Below are 18,665 nucleotides of genomic sequence, written 5' to 3' on the forward strand. Positions count from 1 at the left end.
ATATGTAAATATTGGATACATAATCCTATAACAATAGTAAATACAGCAAGCGGACAACACGCAGCCTACTAAATAAAACAGCTTTGGGTGATAAAACATGATCGAAATGTCAGACGTTTTTAAGACGTATCCGAATGGCGTGCTCGCCATTAATGGAATAAACGTGAAAATTGATCAAGGTGAATTTGTTTATGTTGTCGGTCCGAGCGGTGCTGGTAAATCAACATTTATAAAAATGATGTATCGCGAAGAACGGCCTACAGATGGAAAGATCCTGATCAACGGCGTAAACTTAGCAAAACTGCGAGAAAAGAAAGTTCCTTATTTAAGGAGAAGCATCGGCGTTGTTTTCCAAGACTTTAAACTTCTTCCAAAGTTAACGGTATTTGAAAACATTGCATTTGCTCTTGAAGTTATTGGAGAGAATCCTAGAAACATCAAAAAGAGAGTACTGGACGTGCTGGATCTTGTTCAGCTCAAACATAAAGCTAGATTTTTCCCTAATGAGTTATCAGGAGGAGAACAGCAGCGTGTCTCGATTGCGCGGTCAATTATTAACAATCCTGGTGTTGTCATCGCCGATGAGCCTACAGGAAACCTTGACCCTGACACTTCCTGGGAGATTATGAACATTTTCGAGGAAATCAATAATCGCGGAACGACTGTTGTGATGGCTACACACAACCGTGAGATTGTTAACACCATGAAAAAACGAGTCATCGCGATCGAAGATGGAAAGATTGTGCGTGACGAGGCTAGAGGGGAGTATGGGATTTATGATTAGAACCCTTGGGCGTCACTTCAGAGAAACGTTAAAAAGCTTAGGCCGCAACGCCTGGATGACATTTGCATCAGTCAGTGCGGTAACTGTTACATTAATTCTAGTTGGTACGTTCCTGGTTATTATGATGAACTTAAACAACTTTGCTTCAAATGTTGAAGAGGATGTAGAAATCCGGGTGCTTGTGGATGTTACGTCTACACCAGAGGAACAGAAACAGCTGAGAAGTCAGATTGATAAAATGAAAGAGATCTCATCCGTTGAGCTCTCAACGAAGGAAAAAGAGCTTGATAACCTCATCAGCAGCATGGGTGAGCAAGGTAAATCCTATCAGCTTTTTGAACAGAACAATCCTTTAAATGATGTTATTGTTGTGAAAACAACAGATCCGCGTGAAACACCTCAAGTCGCGAAAAAGATTGAAGGATTCACTGGTGCATATAAAGTTCTATATGGCCAGGATGAGGTAGAGAAGCTTTTCAATTTTGTTGAAATTTCAAGAAACATTGGAATTGGATTAATCATCGGATTGGTCTTTACGGCAATGTTCCTTATCTCAAATACAATTAAAATTACCATTTTTGCCAGAAGGCATGAAATAGAAATTATGAAACTAGTAGGTGCTACTAACTGGTTTATCCGCTGGCCATTCTTCTTAGAAGGATTGATGCTGGGAATTATGGGTTCAGTTATTCCAATTTTGCTTGTTATATCCACATACAACTTTTTATATCACTGGGTTGAACCGAGAGTTGCGGGTTCATTCGTTCAATTACTGCCATTTAGTCCTTTCGTCTTCCAAGTATCAGCCATTCTGATCTTAATTGGGGGATTAATCGGAGTATGGGGTAGCTTAATGTCTGTTCGTAAGTTCTTAAGAGTATAAACTGGCAATCTGATAGATTGCTGGTTTCCTCTGTTAGAGGATACATAGATAAAGGGAGGAACTAGAGAGTGAGAAAGAAAATCTTATCGCTGGGATTGGCGACTTTGATAGGGACAAGCTCCATCATTATTCCAATTACCCAAGAAAAAGCATATGCAAACGCTGACCTTGAAAAGAAAAAAGCAGATATTCAAAATGAGCGTTCAGGTGTTGATTCAAGCATTCAGGAAAAACAAGGTGAGTTATCAGAGCTTGAAACAAAAGAGAAAAGCTTAAATAATGAAATTGAAAAGCTTGATTTGCAAACAGCTGACACGAACGAGAAAATTCGCCAGCGTCAAACAGAAATCGATGGTGCAAAACAAAAGATTGAAGAATTAAAGGTTCAAATTGAAGAAGTGAAAGAGCGAATTGAAAAGCGTAATCTTCTTCTAAAAGACCGTGTACGTTCACTTCAGGAGAGCGGCGGCGTAGTTAGCTATTTAGATGTGCTACTAGGTGCTCAGGACTTCGGTGATCTTGTTACTCGTGTAAGTGCGGTAACGACAATCGTTGAAGCAGATAAAGGAATTATCAAAGCCCATGAGGAAGACAAAAAACTTCTAGAGCAAAGTGAAGCAGACTTAAGTAGTGAGCTTAAAAAATTAGAAACAGCTTTAACTGAATTAGAATCATTAAAACAGCAGCTGGAAGTACAAGCTGCTGAAAAGAATAAATTGATTGAGCAAGTAAAAGCTCAGCATCAAGAAACAGAAGCAGCAATCTATGAATTAGAGGATGAAGCGGCATTCTTGAAAGAGCAAGAAGCAGCGATTCAGAAAGAAATGGAACGTCAAAAGCAAGCAGAAGAACAGCGTAAACGCGCGGCAGCAGAGGCCGCTGCACAAGCAGCTGCAGAAGCTAAAGCAGCGGCAGCAAAGAAGTCAACTGCTACTTCTAACAGTTCTTCAGGCGGATCTTCTTCATCAGCGCCGGCAGAATCTGCACCAGCACCAGCTGTAACAGGCGGTAAGTTCATGTGGCCTGCACAAGGTACATTTACTTCAGGATATGGCCATCGCTGGGGTAAATTGCACGCTGGTATTGATATTGCAAACAGAGCTAGCAATGTACCGGTCGTTGCATCAGCAGCAGGAACAGTTATCCGTTCATACTACTCAAGCAGTTACGGAAACGTTGTATTTATCTCGCACAACATCGATGGTAAAGTATATACAACTCTATATGCTCACTTAGAAGCACGCCATGTAAGCAGCGGACAATCTGTAAGCAAAGGCCAGCAGCTTGGATTTATGGGCAACACAGGCCGTTCTACAGGCAAACATCTGCATTTTGAAATTCATAATGGTGCCTGGAAAAATCCAGTTAACCCTATGAACTTCTTACAATAGGAATGAAATGAAAACTCCTAAAACAAATGACTTGTTTTAGGAGTTTTTTTGTGCGGAAAAAACTTGTCCTACATGATTTATCCAATTTTCACATATACTAGAGGTACCAATTGATTTTTTCAAAAGAGTACATAGCATAAAGATCCAATCTACAAGGAGGAACAATATGAAGCAGAAAATGACAGCACTCATGATGGCACTCTCGATGATCCTGGGGGCAGGCGGTATGTATGCCGGGATGGAGATGATCGAACAGCAGCAGAGCCCAAGGGCTGACACAACCACAAAAGCAGAAGAGCTAGCCGTTCCTGCTGTCACCGATGTTTTGAAGCGCGAACAGGATGTAGAGATTGAAGGTCTTGAAAAAGTAAAGCAAGCGTATGAGTTAATCTCCAGCAAGTATGTAGAAGAAGTGAATGAGGAAGAACTGCTTGAAGGAGCGATCCAAGGGATGCTGTCAACGCTTGATGATCCCTATTCCGTTTACATGGACAAAGATACAGCGAAGCAGTTTTCTGATAGCCTTGATTCTTCTTTTGAAGGGATCGGAGCAGAGGTAGGGATGGATAATGGCAAAATCATTATTGTGTCCCCGTTTAAAAACTCTCCTGCTGAGAAGGCAGGCTTGCAGCCGAATGATCATGTCATCAGTATTGATGGACAATCTGTTGAAGGAAATGATCTAAATGATACGGTGCTGAAAATCCGCGGCAAAAAGGGAACAAAGGTCAAGATTGAAGTCCTGCGAACGGGATCCAAAGAAAAGCTCAGTTTTGATGTGACCCGTGATGAAATTCCAATTGAAACGGTTTTTAGCTCAGTTAAAACAGAAGGACAAACTAAATATGGCTATATTGAAATCACGTCTTTCTCAGAAGATACAGCAAAGGATTTCAAAGAAGAATTAGGAAAGCTTGAAGATAAAAAGATAAAAGGGCTTGTCCTTGATGTTCGCGGGAATCCGGGCGGTTACCTGCAGAGTGTTGAAGAAATACTCAAAGAATTTGTAACAAAAGATAAGCCTTACATTCAGATTGAAGAGCGCACCGGAGATAAAAAGCGGTATTTTTCAACTTTGAATGAGAAAAAAGAGTATCCGGTTACGGTTTTGATTGATAAAGGAAGTGCTTCCGCTTCTGAGATCCTTGCAGGTGCTTTAAAAGAAGCAGGGAAATATGAAATTGTTGGCGAAACCTCATTTGGAAAAGGAACTGTGCAGCAGGCAGTGCCGATGGGGGATGGCAGCAATATTAAGCTGACTCTTTATAAATGGCTGACTCCTGACGGAAACTGGATTCACAAAAAGGGAGTAGAACCAACTGTAGAAGTATCGCAGCCGAAACATCTTGTAACAGCGCCGCTTCAGCTTGAGACTCCGCTGGCAATTGATATGAATGACGAGCAGATTAAGACTGCCCAAATTCTATTAAAAGGTTTAGGGTATGAACCTGGAAGAGAAGACGGTTATTTCAGCAAGAAAATGGCGGTAGCCGTTAAGGATTTTCAAAAGAAAAACAAGCTTAAGGCAACGGGAAATATTGATGTCCAAACCGCAGACATGATTAATAAAAAAATTTCTGAACAGCGTTTAGATGGAGAACATGATGTCCAGCTTAAGAAAGCCTTAGAAATTTTATCAAATTAAAAAATAGAGCCAGCTTGCTAAAATTAGTGAGCTGGCTCTATTTTTATGGAATTTCCTAACAAATTATCTACATTTAGGACGATTTTCAATTATTTTGTGAGGAAAACGACGAATAATTAGAGCAGTTTCCGTATTTTTATAAATAGCTCATACTTTTCGGGCACGAAAAAATGAAACTTTAGCTAGTTGATTAATCGGGATAATCGATTTACGATAGAAGTACTTGTTCTACAACACACTCTAAAAACAGAAGGCTCCTTAACAATGCATTGTTGACTTTATACAAATTTTAGTTTTTGTATACTGCTTATCGGGTAAATTTAAAAAACAGTTTATAAACATAAGTTTTACTTTTTGTGGTTACCAACAATCTTTGTGAATACAGCCAAATAGAAAGATGGGGAGATCAATTGAAAAAAAGGGCAAGTGTGATGAGAGAACAAACTTATCGACATTTAGCAGAAGAATTTAAAATGAGATTACAGACTTCAAATTCCTCCCATGCAAAGGTCAGCAAATGGGTTCAGCTGTTTTGCATGTACTTGGCAAACTACACGGAAGTTAAGAAACTGCAGGAAATCGATAAAGTTTGCATTCAAGAATACTTTCATTATTTAACAGAGAATTATAAACGTCTCTCGTTAAACCTCACGGATATAAAAAGGTCTATGCAGCTGATTGAAGAAGTGCTGGATATTAAAGTAGACGACTCACTCCTTGATTTTTCACTTTCCAACCTGCATCTTTGGAGCAAATTAAAGTAAACGAAAAGAATAAGATATTCATCCTATTCTATATCTGATAAAATAGCAGTAATCGTTTACTATGAAAGCAATCAAGGTGGTGTATGAGATTTGCTTGAAAACTGGCTGCTAGAAGCTCTTCTGGCCATTGGACGATTCTTTGTCCATCCTCTCGTTTATTTTTTCCTAATCTATTCCCTTGTGCTTGGTTTTTTTCGCATTAAGCGTGAACGTAAATCCTTTCACACAAGAATTCATGACATCTATGATGAGGTGCGGTTTACATACTCTAAAGGACTCTTAGCAGGCCTGTTCGTATCTGTGGCCACATTTGCTATAGGAATGATGATTCCTTTTGGAACCATCATCTTGCTTGCAAGTGTGACGCTGGTTTTATCTTTAACTTTTCAGCTGCGTTTCCTGTCCCCAGCGTATACAATGGGACTGACGATTTTTGCCGTATTCATGATCCTGCAGACGAAGGCTTTCTCTTTCTTGCCTGATATGTCAGGGACAAGCTATTCTGTGCTTGCTCTGTTAATGGGGCTGCTGATTGTATCAGAAGGTGTGCTTGCATTCCGCACAGCGCATTTTAGAACATCCCCGTTTCTTTTAAAAAGCAGCAGGGGTCTTCCGATTGGAAATCATATTGCCAATCGCACATGGATGCTGCCGTTATTTTTACTAGTACCCGGTGGTTCGCTTACATCAGCGCTTCCTTGGTGGCCGGTGCTGACAATCGGAGATGAACCGTTTCTTTTAATGTTTATTCCTTACATCATCGGGTTTCATCAGCGCGTACAAGGCTCTTTGCCGAAAGAGAGCATCATGGTGACATCAAAGCGTGTCATCTGGCTCGGGGTCATCATAGCGGTTATCGCAGCAGGAAGTGTATGGTTTACTCCGCTAGCCTTTGCCGCAGCATTGCTCGCTATCATTGGCCGCGAATTTTTAACTATTCGCCAGCGCATGAATGATGATTCAGCTGCCTTTTACTTCTCAAAGCGCGATCATGGCTTAATGGTGCTTGGCATTTTGCCTCAATCACCAGCCGTGAAGCTTGAACTTGAAGTCGGTGAAATCATCATGAAAACGAATGGAGTTTCCGTCAAAACGGTTGATGAATTTTATCAGGCTCTGCAAATTAACGGTGCTTTCTGCAAAATGGAAGTCATCGGTTTAAATGGAGAAATCCGCTTTGTTCAGGGAGCTGTTTACAAAGGTGAGCACCACGAGCTTGGCATTCTGTTTGTGCAGGATGAGAAGAAGTGGGGGACAGAAGCTGTATAAATGTAAATTTTCATAATTAACCGGAATTTGTTCAAAATTCTCCGGAATGAGTTTTCATAATTGTGCGGAATAAAACTTCGTTAATTTTCTATGAGAGACCTTATTATGGTCTCTTATTTTTTAAGGAGGGTTTTTGTATGCAAGTAGATCATCTATTATGTGTTCCTAATCCCTATGATAATGAAAGCATTAATGGTTTTATTCAAAGAGTTGCTTTAGAAAATCGATATGAAAATGCTAATTGGATATATTCGTTAAAGAAAATTAGCTTAAATCTAAAGACAAGAGTGGGAATAGAAAATGATATTCTAAAGTTATCCGAACTCCTTAATAAAGATTACTTAAAATTATATGCTTTAACTTACTTTCACATATTTTCAAAAAATAATGATTGGCTTCCAGTTTTAATAAGGCAAGGAATTAATCGACATTCAAAATACTGTCCTAAATGTTTTAAAGAGAATGGTTATCATAATAAGTTCTGGGATATAAGTTTTAATATCTTCTGTAGTAAACACAACTTGCTTTTGATTGATATGTGTCCAAAATGCAAAAAGTTTATTTCAAGTAATTTAAAAAATATGAATACATGTCTATGTGGATTTCCAATACATGAACTGCCTCATTTACATATACCAATAGAATATTCAAGAATGGGAAGTTTTTTAGAAGGTATTTTCACTAAAGAAAAACATACCAAAGGTTGTTTAATTAATTTAACAGCTGAAGAATTTACATATATATTACTCTTCATTGTCAATCAATTATATTTTGAAAGATACGGTGAGCAAGCTAAAGTCTCAAGTTCATTTATTCATTCAAATGGATTCATTGAAGTAATTGTTGATTCAATTAGAATATTCACATCTTGGCCAACTTCTTTTTATGAATTCTTAGATAATTACGGAAAATCGGTAAAGAGGAAAGATAGAAAAACAGGAATTACTACATACTTCGGAAAATTTTATATGAAGCTCTATTCTCAATTTAATGATCCGTGTTTTGATTTTATAAAAAATGAATTCGAAAACTATATAAAAAGTAATTTTAATAAAGGCTACTTTAATAGATATAATAACTTTGAAGCTGCTGAGGGGGAGACCAAATATGTCTCTGGAAATAATGCAAGTAAGATACTCAAGGTTAATCATGATACTATAGCAAAGTTGATAGATGACGGATTAATAAAAGGAATAAGAGAAATTGTAGGTAAACAAGAGTTTTTAAATGTCGATTATGATAGTTTACAGGACTATAAAAAAATTAGAGAGTCTCATATTGCTTTACCAGAAGTAGTATCTATCTTAGGAGTAAATAGATTTTTGGTACTCAAGTTATACGATATGGGAGTAATAAGTGGTTTTGAAAAAAAGAAGACTAAAACAACAATGCAAATCCTCTTTGATAAAAAATCAGTTTTGGACTTATTGCAAAAATTCGATCACGTTTTGAAAAATAGCGATGTTGAGATGACAAATCAGAAAAATAAAATAATTAATTTTAATGGTTGCATTCATTCATGGGGATGTATGCAAAAAAGTTCTAATGAACTGGTAGAAAAAATACTTTCAGGAAAACTTCGACCAATTGGAAAGGGCAAAGGTATTGGATTACAATGCTATTTGTTCTATAAGAAAGATTTAGAGAAAATAATTGAAGAAGATCTAATCTTAACTCCAAAAGATACTTATTCTATTAAGGAAGCTATGCTGATTTTAAAAACAAATAACAAGGTCATGGATCATTGGATAAAAGAAGGTATTATTAAATTTAATAAAATAAACAGTAAGAAGGTATTAATTGATAGGGAAGAATTGGAGATTTTTAGAGGGAAATATATAACCCTTCCTGAAATTGCAAAGGTTCTTAACCAAAATAGTACCCAATTGATAAACAGAATCAAAAGAATGGATATCGAAATCGTTGTAGCATCGACTGCGAACAGTGGTGGATATCTTTTTTACCGTGATGAAATAAATAGAAAGCTAATTTTAGCAGAAATAAATTCATAGTGTATGTTTTCTGTTCTGTTTAAGTGAAAATTGTTATTTAATAAAGGGCTTGCTATAGTGTATGGTTCTAATATTTTAAACAAAAATGTGGTATTTATATCGAATTTGAAATCTTTATAAAATCATCTCTCTTAAATAATAATCTCTTTCCATCATTATAGCTTGGCCCAGAATATGAGTTGAAATAACCAGATTGATGCCTTTTTAATAATTTTTTAACAGGTATTTCTAAATACATTGATAATTCGTACGTAGTTATATAATCATTTAGAAATTTAATTACACTGGATTCAGTTAACTGATGAATAGAAATCGACTTACCAAAACGACCGGTATCAAACCAATAGTCAAGGTCTGATTTTTTCACCCCTAAGATAAAGACTAAATCTCTCCATATAAAGTATCCCAATTTTTTACTCTTAGCTATTAAATCTTCTCTTGAAAAGTAATAACAATCACGTTTAGCAATTATAGTTTCTGAAAATTTGTCTGTAAACTGTACTTTTATTTTACCTGTTAATATTCCTTTTATAATCAGATTAGCGTTATCAGGTCCTACCCATTCAAATGCTTTTGATAACGAAATAGCTTCTTCCTTTATAATAGATGTACATTTTTCATAAATTCTTTGTTCTAGTGCAACCACCGATGAAGTTGGTATTAACCATGTATTTGCAGAACCGGATTGATATGAAATAACATTTTTTAATAGACCACTTTTTAAAATTGAGGTAGTTGCCCTAGAACTTGTTCCCCAATGAACTCTCAATTCTTCTTTTGAATAACTCAACCCAAATTTTTTGAAAATGTTATTTACATCTTTTCTTCTAACAAATGTATAACTAATTCCATAATAATTTATTTTATGACTCTCTAGCAGGTTAGAGTGTAATATGTTTCCTTGAAACTTTGTATTAAAGTACTTAATTTCATCAGATCTTATATATTCATTTTCACAAAGATTTAACTTATTAGAAGTAATATATGAAGTAACGGCTTTTGATATATGCCATAGATCTGTGTTAATTAATTTTGGAACACCATATTTCAAAAAACTTTTATAAGGTAAGTTGCTGGTGGATTCAATAGACTCTAAAAATGCATAGAAGTTTACTGGCCAATTGCTCAGAATCTTAAACGAAAAATTGAATAAACAAATCGTTTGTTCAATAGTTTTGAAATTTTTCAAAGTATGTCTTTCTATGACATTCCCATCAAAATATATCTTTTTATTAGGTATAGAGATATTAGAGGAATCAACAAGCTTTGAAATCCATAATGCGAAAAAGTCCAAGGATTTTAAAAATTGAATAGGGGTATTTATCCAACTATGCTCATATGTGAATTTATCTTCATTAAAAATTTGATTTATTGTTTGTTGATATAAAAATAATATTGTCATATCATTTTCATATATATGAGAAAATGATAGTTTTTTGTTACAACTTGAACAATTATCTTGTATAATATTGGTAACATTTATCTGCTTTTGACACGTTGTGCAAGTATCTAATAAAAAGGAATTATGTCTTAAACAAATAATAGAATGGCTATTAATCCAATCTTTCCTTTGATATGCTCCATCTTTTAAACATAGGGGACAATATCTCGTTTTTGAGTATAAAAACCACTGATTTTTTGTTATATTGTTCACCTCAAGATTTAACTTCTTAAGATCATTAATGACAGTAAGAGATTGAGCCTGCTTTAATGGTATCTTCAGGTAATTTGCTATTTCATCTAAGTCACTTCCACATAACCAATTCACTAAATTTTCTATAACTTCTACAGATAGGGATTTTTTGAAGCAATGTAAAATCCAACTAGAACTCTCCATTTTATTTTCTTCTGCAACTCTATAGATAAAACTTAATAATGTTTCATTTGAATAAGGTTTCGGATATTTTAGCATATTATAATCACCTTGTTTTTTCCTAATTTTCCCTTGAATAAACTTTTTATGTATGGAGGTTTACTTTATGAATGGATCTAGGAAAATAAAAGCTAGCAGTAAGCTCAGTATAAGAGGAAAGCATAATAGTACTAAAATGTATAGGATGATTCCTTGGGAAAGTACTTTAGAAAGGGATTTTATAAAATTATTAGATTTCGATCCAACGGTTGTATATTTTGAGTTCCAACCTCTCAGGATAGATTATTTATATAAGGGAAAACAAAAGAAATATTACCCTGACTTCTTGGTGCAAAAAAGTAATTCAAAGAGATATATCTATGAAGTGAAGGCGTTTGAGCAGACAAAGGAAGAGATAAATAAGATAAAGTTTCAAGTAGGAAAAATGTACAGTAGGAATAAAGGAATGGACTATATAGTAATAACTGAAAAGGATATTCGTAAAGGATTTTTAATTGAAAACATTGATTTGTTAACTGAAGTTAGATATGAAACTACAAGTAAGAGAGTTATGACAGAAATAGTTAATAAACTAGATGATCTTGAAGGAAGAACTACAAAAGCTAATTTAAGAGGTAATTTGAGTCACATTAGTAAAAGAGAATTTGATTGTAATCTCTATTATTTAATCTATACACATCAAATAAAAACTGATCTAATTTCTGTGCTACTAAACGAACATTCAATTATTCTAGGATGTGATTGCTAATGGCCGGATACTATTTTAAATCTGGATCAAGATTTATGATAAAAGATAATGAATATCTTGTTCGCCGAGAACTTGAATTGGACTATGAAATAGAAAATATACACTATAAAATAATTGAATTAAGAAGAAAGGAAGAATTACTCCAATTATGGCATGAAGGTCAATTGTTATTTAGAATAAGTGAAGAAGAGAATAAACTACTTAAAACACATAATTTAGATGATCTCGATGACAATCTAAAAAGACAAGCAATAGAAAGGTATAACATATTAAAGCCTATAATTAAAGGTGAAATTTTACCTAGTGAAATTGATGAGTATATTAAAACACTAGATGGCACAGTTAAGAAGTCTGCATTTTATGAATGGAAAAAACGATGGGAAAGAACAGAAGATATAAGATCACTTGTACCTTTAAAGAGAGGACCTAAAGGTAGCCGAAGTAATAAATTAAAACTTAAGATACTGGATGAAACAATAGAATATTTTTTATACAGTGATGGGAAGCACACAATAGAGGATATATATTCGGAATTTATTGTACGAATAGATGAAGTTAATATTAATCTAGACAAAAAGGAAAAGATATCTTACTCTTCTCGATCAACAATTAGGAGGAGAAAAGAACAAATTATTGATATTTATAAAAAAGATAAAGAAAAATATGGGGCAGTTCTAGCTAAATTAATGAAAGATGGATCTCAGCAAGAAGTATTTGCGAATAAGCCTTTGCAAAGGGTAGAGATTGATTGGACTCCTGTAGATGTTATGTTAATAGACCCCTCTGATTTAAAGCCAAAAAGGCCAACATTGATTTATGGAGTTGATAAATTTAGTGGAATGCCTTTAGGATTTTTTATTACGTTCAAGCCTGTTGATAGTAAAGCTTTAAAACAGTGTTTGATTCATATAATTAGGCCAAAAACATATATAAAGAAAATGTATCCACTTGTTGATAAGCAATGGGCAGCTTTGGGAATTCCCCATACAATTGTTGTTGATAATGCAAGTGTAAACGATTCTTATGAATTTGAGGAAGCTTGTTATCAAGTTGGTGTAAAAGAAGTTCAATTCTGCAAAATTGATGCAGGATATCAAAAAGGAACCATTGAAAGAGCATTTAGAAATCTAAATACACATTTTGTTCACGGTTTGAGAGGTACTACATTTTCTAACTTTATTGAAAAGGGTAGATATAATTCATCGGAAAAAGCATGTATTACAATGCAAGGATTAATCTATATGATGCATATTGCTATGGTGGATATGATTTCACATTCCTATGAAACAAGAAGAGGGGATTCCCCTCATAACATATGGCATAGAGGTATTGAAAACGAGCCTCATTTAACATTACAGATTCCAAGAAGTATTGATGAACTTAAGATAATGCTTGTAGCAGGCTCTGAACTAAGGAAAATACAACACCAAGGCGTAGTAATAGAAAATGAATATTACTATTGCAAAGAATTGATTGATTTAAAGAATAAGTTTAGAAAACTAAATAGGGAAGACGAAAAAGTTAGGGTTAGATATGACCTTAGTGATATGAGAAAAGTATTTGTGCATGATCCTATTAACAATAATTATATTATTGCAAAAGCAACTAGTTTACAAAGAAAGAAAATAAATATGGGCTTACCTGTTCCATATATTGCACTTGAAATAGATTCAAAAAGGAGACTAGAAATAAAGAATTCCTTTGATCCAAAGACCAGGGCCTTAGCAAAACGAAAAATTAGATTAATTCAAAATAGAGATAAGAAGATAGTGAAAAAGTGGAAAAAAGGACAAGAGCCTGATGAAACTATTGATTCTTCCTTTCTTATTGATGAAGTATTACCAACTAATACCGAGGTAGAAATACAAGTGGGCAATGAAGATATTGTTATCTTAGAAGAGGAAATTAATGAGTCTAAGCAAAAGGAAATAAGAAAAAGTAAGCTGAAACTTAAAAAGTCTAAAGAAGAGGAAGATAATTACAAACAAAATGATTTTATGGAATATGAAGACACGGAAATTGATGAACTTCCAAGTTGGGGTATAACTCTAAAAAATAATAAAGAGGATAGTGATTCATGTGCCTAAATATATATCTTTTAAGAGGCTAAATGGATTTCCGGCAAGTTTAGAAGAAGTAAGGAATAGAAGGGAACATGTAAAATCGATTATAGTAGAACACCCAAGGTATAGAGAGATATATGAGAAGATTCAAGAAATGCACTTCTTTTCAAAAGGATCTGTTAAAGCTGACTCTTTGTTTCTTTCTGGTAGAACGGGCGTAGGTAAAACAACTCTATTAGAAGAATATAAAGAACAATATAAAAGATTTATTAATGATGAAGGTTATACAATAGTACCGGTTCTTTATAATAAGGTTCCTGTTGGGGCAACGCCAAAATCTGTAGCTGCCAGTTTGTTAAGGTCATTAGGTGATCCAGCATATGACAAAGGAACAGAAAATAGCCAAACGGCAAGGCTACTTCATTTTATAAAAATGTGCCAAGTTGAGCTGATAATCATAGATGAATTCCAGCATTTGATTGATAGAGATACGAAACATGTATTAAATAAAGCATCAGATTGGGTAAAGTCGTTCTGTGATGATGCGGGAGTACCAATAATTCTTTGTGGTATGCCAGAATCAGAAAAAATCTTTGCTCACAATGATCAATTAGATAGAAGGTTTACTGAGAAAGTTAAAATGGTTGGTTTTGATTACATGAGAAAAGAAGATCAAATAGATTTTAGAATTTTTTTAAAGAGTATTGATGAACAGTTGCCATTTATTCATAAATCTGATTTAGCAAATAAAAATCTAGCAGATAAAATATATTATGTAAGTAGGGGTATTCCACACTATGTTAATAAACTTCTTGTAGAAGCAACAACATTGGCAGCTAAAAATGGGAATGACTTTATTGATGAAAATCATCTATATGAAGCGTTTAAAAGGATAAATATATCAAACCGTCCATACATTATTAATCCATTTGGTGATGAAAGATTTAATATAATTGAAGCTTTTGATGTAGAGGATAGAAAGAACTTAGCATAATATATAAAGGTACTTGGAAAGTTATGATTAAACCTTCTAAGTACCCTTTTGTAATATATTACATACTTACAGGAATACAAATCTTTAAAAGTTGCTATATTACCCAAACAAGTTTTATTCAACTTTTGGTATTACATATAACATGGTGCAGGTTGGTGTAACATCAATTTGAAATTTATAAGGCTTTTTAATTAGTCTAAGATTCTAAATATCGATATAAAGTTGATTTACTAATTCCTGTTGCATCTTTAATTTCTGCAAGAGTATATCTTTTACTTTGATACATAGCAATTGCCCTTTTTACATTTTCATCAGGTTTTCTTGGTCTTCCTGTCGGTATTCCTTTTTGCTTGGCTTCATATAATCCTTTTTTTGTATTTTCACTGATAATGTCGCTTTGAAATTGGACGATATGCTGCATGATGTCAGTAAAATGATATAGGGATGAGTTATTTGTATTTATTCCTTCAAAAAGGGAATGTAGGTAGCTTTCTTTTTCAGTAAATGTATCCAGTAGATCTGCCAAATGTCTTGTTGTATCAGCTAATAAGAATAACTTAGTTACTAAAACGGTATCACCTTTTTTTAGGTTATTTATCATTGTTTCAAGTTGAGTTCTTCGTTTTGGGGAATTATGTTCTTCTTTATATATCTTGTTACAGTTTATTTCTTTAAGTTTTGCTATTTGTACTGAACAATCTAAGTCCTCTTGATAAGGTCTCACATAACCAACTAACATTATAGCTTCTCCTTAATAATTAATATAACCTTTCTATAATACCACATATTTCATTTTTTATTTTATTCCCAAAAGGGTTCACTTTTGGGAACGGAAATGGTAAACTCTCCTTATTGATTATCGCCTGACTTTCATGAGAGTTGAAAGTCATTAAATTAATAAAAACGAAAAAGGGAGAGGATCTTTTTTGGATTCAAATACAATTAAATATTCGTGGTTTGGAAATATCAGAGGTGATGTATTAGCCGGTATTGTTGTGGCACTTGCTTTAATTCCTGAAGCAATTGCTTTTTCAATTATAGCGGGTGTAGATCCTATGGTTGGTTTATATGCATCGTTTTGTATTGCTGTAACGATAGCATTCGTTGGAGGGCGTCCCGGCATGATTTCCGCTGCAACAGGGGCAACTGCCCTCTTGATGGTAACCTTGGTTGCTGATTATGGACTTCAATACTTATTAGCAGCAACTATTTTAACCGGAATTCTTCAAATTATCATGGGTGTTTTAAAATTGGGAAGGCTAATGAAATTTGTGCCTCGTTCAGTGATGACAGGTTTTGTAAATGCACTAGCTATTCTTATCTTTACGTCACAATTACCTCATTTTGTAGGGGAATCATGGCAGATGTTTGCAATGGTAGCAGGAGCACTTGCTATTATTTACTTATTACCGCGCTTCACAAAGGTTATTCCGTCTCCATTAGTTGCTATCATTGTGATTACTCTTATCGCAGTTATGACGGGAAGCGGTGTGAGGACTGTAGGGGATATGGGTGAGTTAACCCAGGCATTACCAATCTTCTTATTACCTGATATTCCTTTAAACTTTGAAACGTTACAAATCATTTTCCCTTACTCTTTATCTATTGCGATTGTTGGTTTAGTAGAGTCTTTACTAACTGCTCAAATTGTCGATGATATGACAGATACCGGTAGTGATAAGAACAAAGAAGCACGTGGTCAAGGGATTGCTAACATCGTCTCAGGTTTCTTTGGTGGTATGGCAGGTTGCGCCATGATTGGCCAATCGGTTATTAACGTCAAGTCAGGTGGTAGAGGTAGATTATCAGCGTTGGTCGCAGGTGTCTTCCTAATGGTTCTGATCCTGTTATTAAATGATTTCCTTGTGCAAATTCCAATGGCTGCTCTTGTAGGGGTCATGATAATGGTATCAATCGGAACATTTGATTGGTCATCATTAAAAACACTGCATAAGGTACCTTTAACTGATACATTAGTTATGATTGTAACAGTTATCACTGTTATTATGACGCATGATTTATCCAAAGGAGTGCTTGTTGGAATTATCCTGAGTGCTATTTTCTTTGCGGCTAAGATATCTAAAGTGAAGATTACGACTTTGTCTTCAGGTCAATCTGGGAAAAAGATCTACCGGGTGTCTGGTCAGCTGTTTTTTGCCTCCGTTACCGATTTTGTTGAAAGCTTTGATTATAAAGAGGATGTAAAAGAGGTTGATTTAGATTTAACAAATGCTCATTTATGGGATGATTCGGCAGTAGGAGCCATTGATAAAATTGTTATAAAATACCATCAAAATGGTGTGAGAGTTAACTTGATTGGTTTAAATACTGAAAGCGATAAGCTATTAGAAAAAATTGCTGTTCATAATAAACCAGGCGGTCTTAATAAAGTAGCGAATCATTAATTATATTTTGTTATGAGAGGAACATCAAATCTTGGATGATTTGATGTTCTTATTTTATACGTTAAGAAAGTATAAATTAGCATCGGTAAAGATTATTCGATTTAAAAGCGTTTTCTTGTAGTGGGATAAATTTAAATTGATGGGGGACATTTTAATTGAATGGAAGGAAAGGAAACGGAATAAAGACACCATTTTTTTATGGATGGATGATAGTTGCAGTAGGAGCGTTAGGAGTATTTTTTTCCGGACCAGGTCAAACATATTCCAATGCTATATTTATTGATTACTATATAAATGACTTTGGTTGGAGTCGGTCTTTGGTTTCTACAATTTACTCGATCGCAACCTTAGCAGCAGGATTGTTAATGATGGTAGTAGGTAAGTATATTGACAAATATGGTCAAAGATTTTTTATGATTTTTGTCACAATTTTACTTGCGTTAGCTTGCTTTTGGAATAGCTTTGTTACAAATATTGTGATGTTAGCAATAGGCTTTTTTATGATTCGATTGTTTGGTCAGGGATCAATGACACTCTTACCTAATACCCTAATTCCTCAATGGTTTATCGAAAAACGCGGTAGGGCATTTAGCTTTATGGCAATAGGAGGATTCTTAAGCTCGGCACTGTTTCCAATTATTAATCTATGGGCCATTGACCTGTGGGGCTGGGAAATAACATGGAGATTCTGGGGAGTTCTTTTACTCATTATCTTTTTACCTATTGTTGTTGTCTTTGTGAAAAATAAACCAGAGGATGTAGGGTTAACACCTGATAATAAGGTAGCCTTGAAGGAACCAGAGGGTGGATCTGATAAAAATAAAGTCGTTTATGAAAGTAGTTGGACGTTAGCTGAAGCAAAGAAAACGAGAACATTTTGGTTTTTATTATGCTGTGTAGGAATTCCTTCTATGGTGAACACAGGATTGACTTTTCATTTGGTTTCAATATTTGGTGAAAATGACCTTTCTCCACAGCTTGCAGCTACTGTTCTTAGTGCAATGGCTTTAGTTGGATTTCCAATAACTTTTCTTTCAGGTTTCATTTTAGAAAGAATCGAAGCAAATTATATGTTATTTCTTACGTTCATTGGAGAAATTCTTGTTTTAATCCTTGCAATAACAGCAGATTCCTTTTTTCTAGCTCTATTGTTCGGGGTGTTGTGGGGCTTTTTTGCCGGAATTGAAAGAATTGCTTTGAATGTTATTTGGCCTAATTTTTTTGGTAGAGAACATATTGGAAGTATCAAAGGGCTTGCTATGTCAATCACTGTCATAGGTTCTGCATTTGGCCCATTACCGTTCGGAATCGCATTTGATCTTTTTAATGGCTACAATGAAATTCTTTATGCAACTATGATCTTTCCTTTAGTTGGTTGTTTGCTGGCTTGGAAAGCAACAAAACCTTCTAAAGAGCATAATGAAAAAAATCTTACTAGTGCGTAACATTATTTGTTAGGATTTAAGTGGATTAGTTATATTAAATTATATTTAATTATAGTAAAGTAAACTAATTATTAATAATTTATAAATGATTATGCTTGATTATAAAGATATACTTTGATATATTTAATCTGTCCAATTGTAGATGCTAATCAACTCATTGAAAAACCACCAAAATACAATTTGGTGGTTTTTTCTATATATTCAATATTTTTATAAACATTCACTAAAAAGTCTTATTTTATATCCTTCGTGCTTTTGTGGGGTTCTAAGTAGATTGTTGTTGAATTTCAGGTTCATAGAACCTTGAAATATTTCTTTAAGGAGCATTCCTGTTAGAAGGATTTTCGGGCACTTGAACAAAAAAGAGCCCTCTTGGTATGATACGGGGT

Annotated in this window: 14 protein-coding genes; 12 read left to right on the top strand and 2 right to left on the bottom strand. The window is 34.4% G+C overall.

All coding sequences use genetic code 11. From position 1 onward, the window contains the following. Window positions 1-97 precede the first annotated feature (97 nt). The 7 genes from ftsE to CYJ36_RS11830 all read left to right on the top strand — a co-directional run bounded on the left by ftsE (window position 98) and on the right by CYJ36_RS11830 (window position 8,748). Window positions 98-784 carry a cell division ATP-binding protein FtsE gene (gene ftsE / locus CYJ36_RS11800; protein WP_101567466.1) on the top strand — a complete coding sequence of 229 codons (687 nt, stop codon included), beginning with the start codon at window positions 98-100 and terminating at the stop codon, window positions 782-784. Then, on the top strand, window positions 777-1,667 hold the full coding sequence (ftsX, locus tag CYJ36_RS11805) for a permease-like cell division protein FtsX (protein ID WP_101567467.1): 891 nt from the start codon (window positions 777-779) through the stop codon (window positions 1,665-1,667). Before ftsE ends, ftsX begins: the two co-directional genes overlap by 8 nt. A 68-nt stretch (window positions 1,668-1,735) precedes the next feature. After that, complete coding sequence (locus CYJ36_RS11810) at window positions 1,736-3,058, top strand: murein hydrolase activator EnvC family protein (protein WP_101567468.1); 1,323 nt, start codon at window positions 1,736-1,738, stop codon at window positions 3,056-3,058. Window positions 3,059-3,224: 166 nt separating this feature from the next. Continuing rightward, the gene (locus CYJ36_RS11815; RefSeq protein ID WP_101567469.1) at window positions 3,225-4,703 is read left to right on the top strand and encodes a S41 family peptidase; all 1,479 of its coding nucleotides are present in this window, start codon (window positions 3,225-3,227) and stop codon (window positions 4,701-4,703) included. Window positions 4,704-5,113: 410 nt separating this feature from the next. Next, entirely contained in the window at window positions 5,114-5,467 is a 354-nt protein-coding gene (locus tag CYJ36_RS11820; protein ID WP_257962459.1) for a swarming motility protein SwrAA, read from the top strand. A 90-nt stretch (window positions 5,468-5,557) separates the two neighbouring features. After that, window positions 5,558-6,736: a PDZ domain-containing protein gene (locus CYJ36_RS11825; RefSeq protein ID WP_101567470.1), complete on the top strand. Its 1,179-nt coding sequence runs from the start codon at window positions 5,558-5,560 to the stop codon at window positions 6,734-6,736. A gap of 137 nt (window positions 6,737-6,873) precedes the next feature. Further along, on the top strand, window positions 6,874-8,748 hold the full coding sequence (locus tag CYJ36_RS11830) for a TniQ family protein (protein WP_101567471.1): 1,875 nt from the start codon (window positions 6,874-6,876) through the stop codon (window positions 8,746-8,748). A gap of 94 nt (window positions 8,749-8,842) precedes the next feature. Here the strand turns inward: CYJ36_RS11830 and CYJ36_RS11835 are convergent, their stop codons facing one another. Continuing rightward, window positions 8,843-10,660 (bottom strand): TniQ family protein, encoded by a 1,818-nt coding sequence (locus CYJ36_RS11835; RefSeq protein ID WP_101567472.1) that lies wholly within the window; start codon window positions 10,658-10,660, stop codon window positions 8,843-8,845. A 67-nt stretch (window positions 10,661-10,727) separates the two neighbouring features. Here CYJ36_RS11835 and CYJ36_RS11840 point away from each other — a divergent pair, with 67 nt between their 5' ends. Genes CYJ36_RS11840 through CYJ36_RS11850 form a run of 3 tightly spaced genes read left to right on the top strand, consistent with a single transcriptional unit; the run spans window position 10,728 to window position 14,426 of the window. Further along, window positions 10,728-11,369: a TnsA endonuclease N-terminal domain-containing protein gene (locus tag CYJ36_RS11840; RefSeq protein ID WP_175640789.1), complete on the top strand. Its 642-nt coding sequence runs from the start codon at window positions 10,728-10,730 to the stop codon at window positions 11,367-11,369. Continuing rightward, window positions 11,369-13,456 (top strand): Mu transposase C-terminal domain-containing protein, encoded by a 2,088-nt coding sequence (locus tag CYJ36_RS11845; RefSeq protein WP_101567474.1) that lies wholly within the window; start codon window positions 11,369-11,371, stop codon window positions 13,454-13,456. Before CYJ36_RS11840 ends, CYJ36_RS11845 begins: the two co-directional genes overlap by 1 nt. Next, window positions 13,449-14,426, top strand: a complete 978-nt coding sequence (locus CYJ36_RS11850; RefSeq protein WP_235991919.1) for a TniB family NTP-binding protein — start codon at window positions 13,449-13,451, stop codon at window positions 14,424-14,426. Before CYJ36_RS11845 ends, CYJ36_RS11850 begins: the two co-directional genes overlap by 8 nt. A 196-nt stretch (window positions 14,427-14,622) precedes the next feature. Here the strand turns inward: CYJ36_RS11850 and CYJ36_RS11855 are convergent, their stop codons facing one another. Continuing rightward, on the bottom strand, window positions 14,623-15,165 hold the full coding sequence (locus CYJ36_RS11855) for a recombinase family protein (RefSeq protein WP_101567475.1): 543 nt from the start codon (window positions 15,163-15,165) through the stop codon (window positions 14,623-14,625). A gap of 187 nt (window positions 15,166-15,352) precedes the next feature. Between CYJ36_RS11855 and CYJ36_RS11860 the strand changes: the two genes are divergently transcribed. After that, window positions 15,353-16,831 (top strand): SulP family inorganic anion transporter, encoded by a 1,479-nt coding sequence (locus CYJ36_RS11860; RefSeq protein ID WP_101567476.1) that lies wholly within the window; start codon window positions 15,353-15,355, stop codon window positions 16,829-16,831. 155 nt (window positions 16,832-16,986) lie between these two features. Then, on the top strand, window positions 16,987-18,276 hold the full coding sequence (locus tag CYJ36_RS11865) for an MFS transporter (protein WP_235991920.1): 1,290 nt from the start codon (window positions 16,987-16,989) through the stop codon (window positions 18,274-18,276). Window positions 18,277-18,665: the final 389 nt, after the last annotated feature.

The sequence above is a fragment of the Bacillus sp. UMB0893 genome (assembly GCF_002858905.1).
Lineage (GTDB): Bacteria > Bacillota > Bacilli > Bacillales > Bacillaceae > Bacillus_P.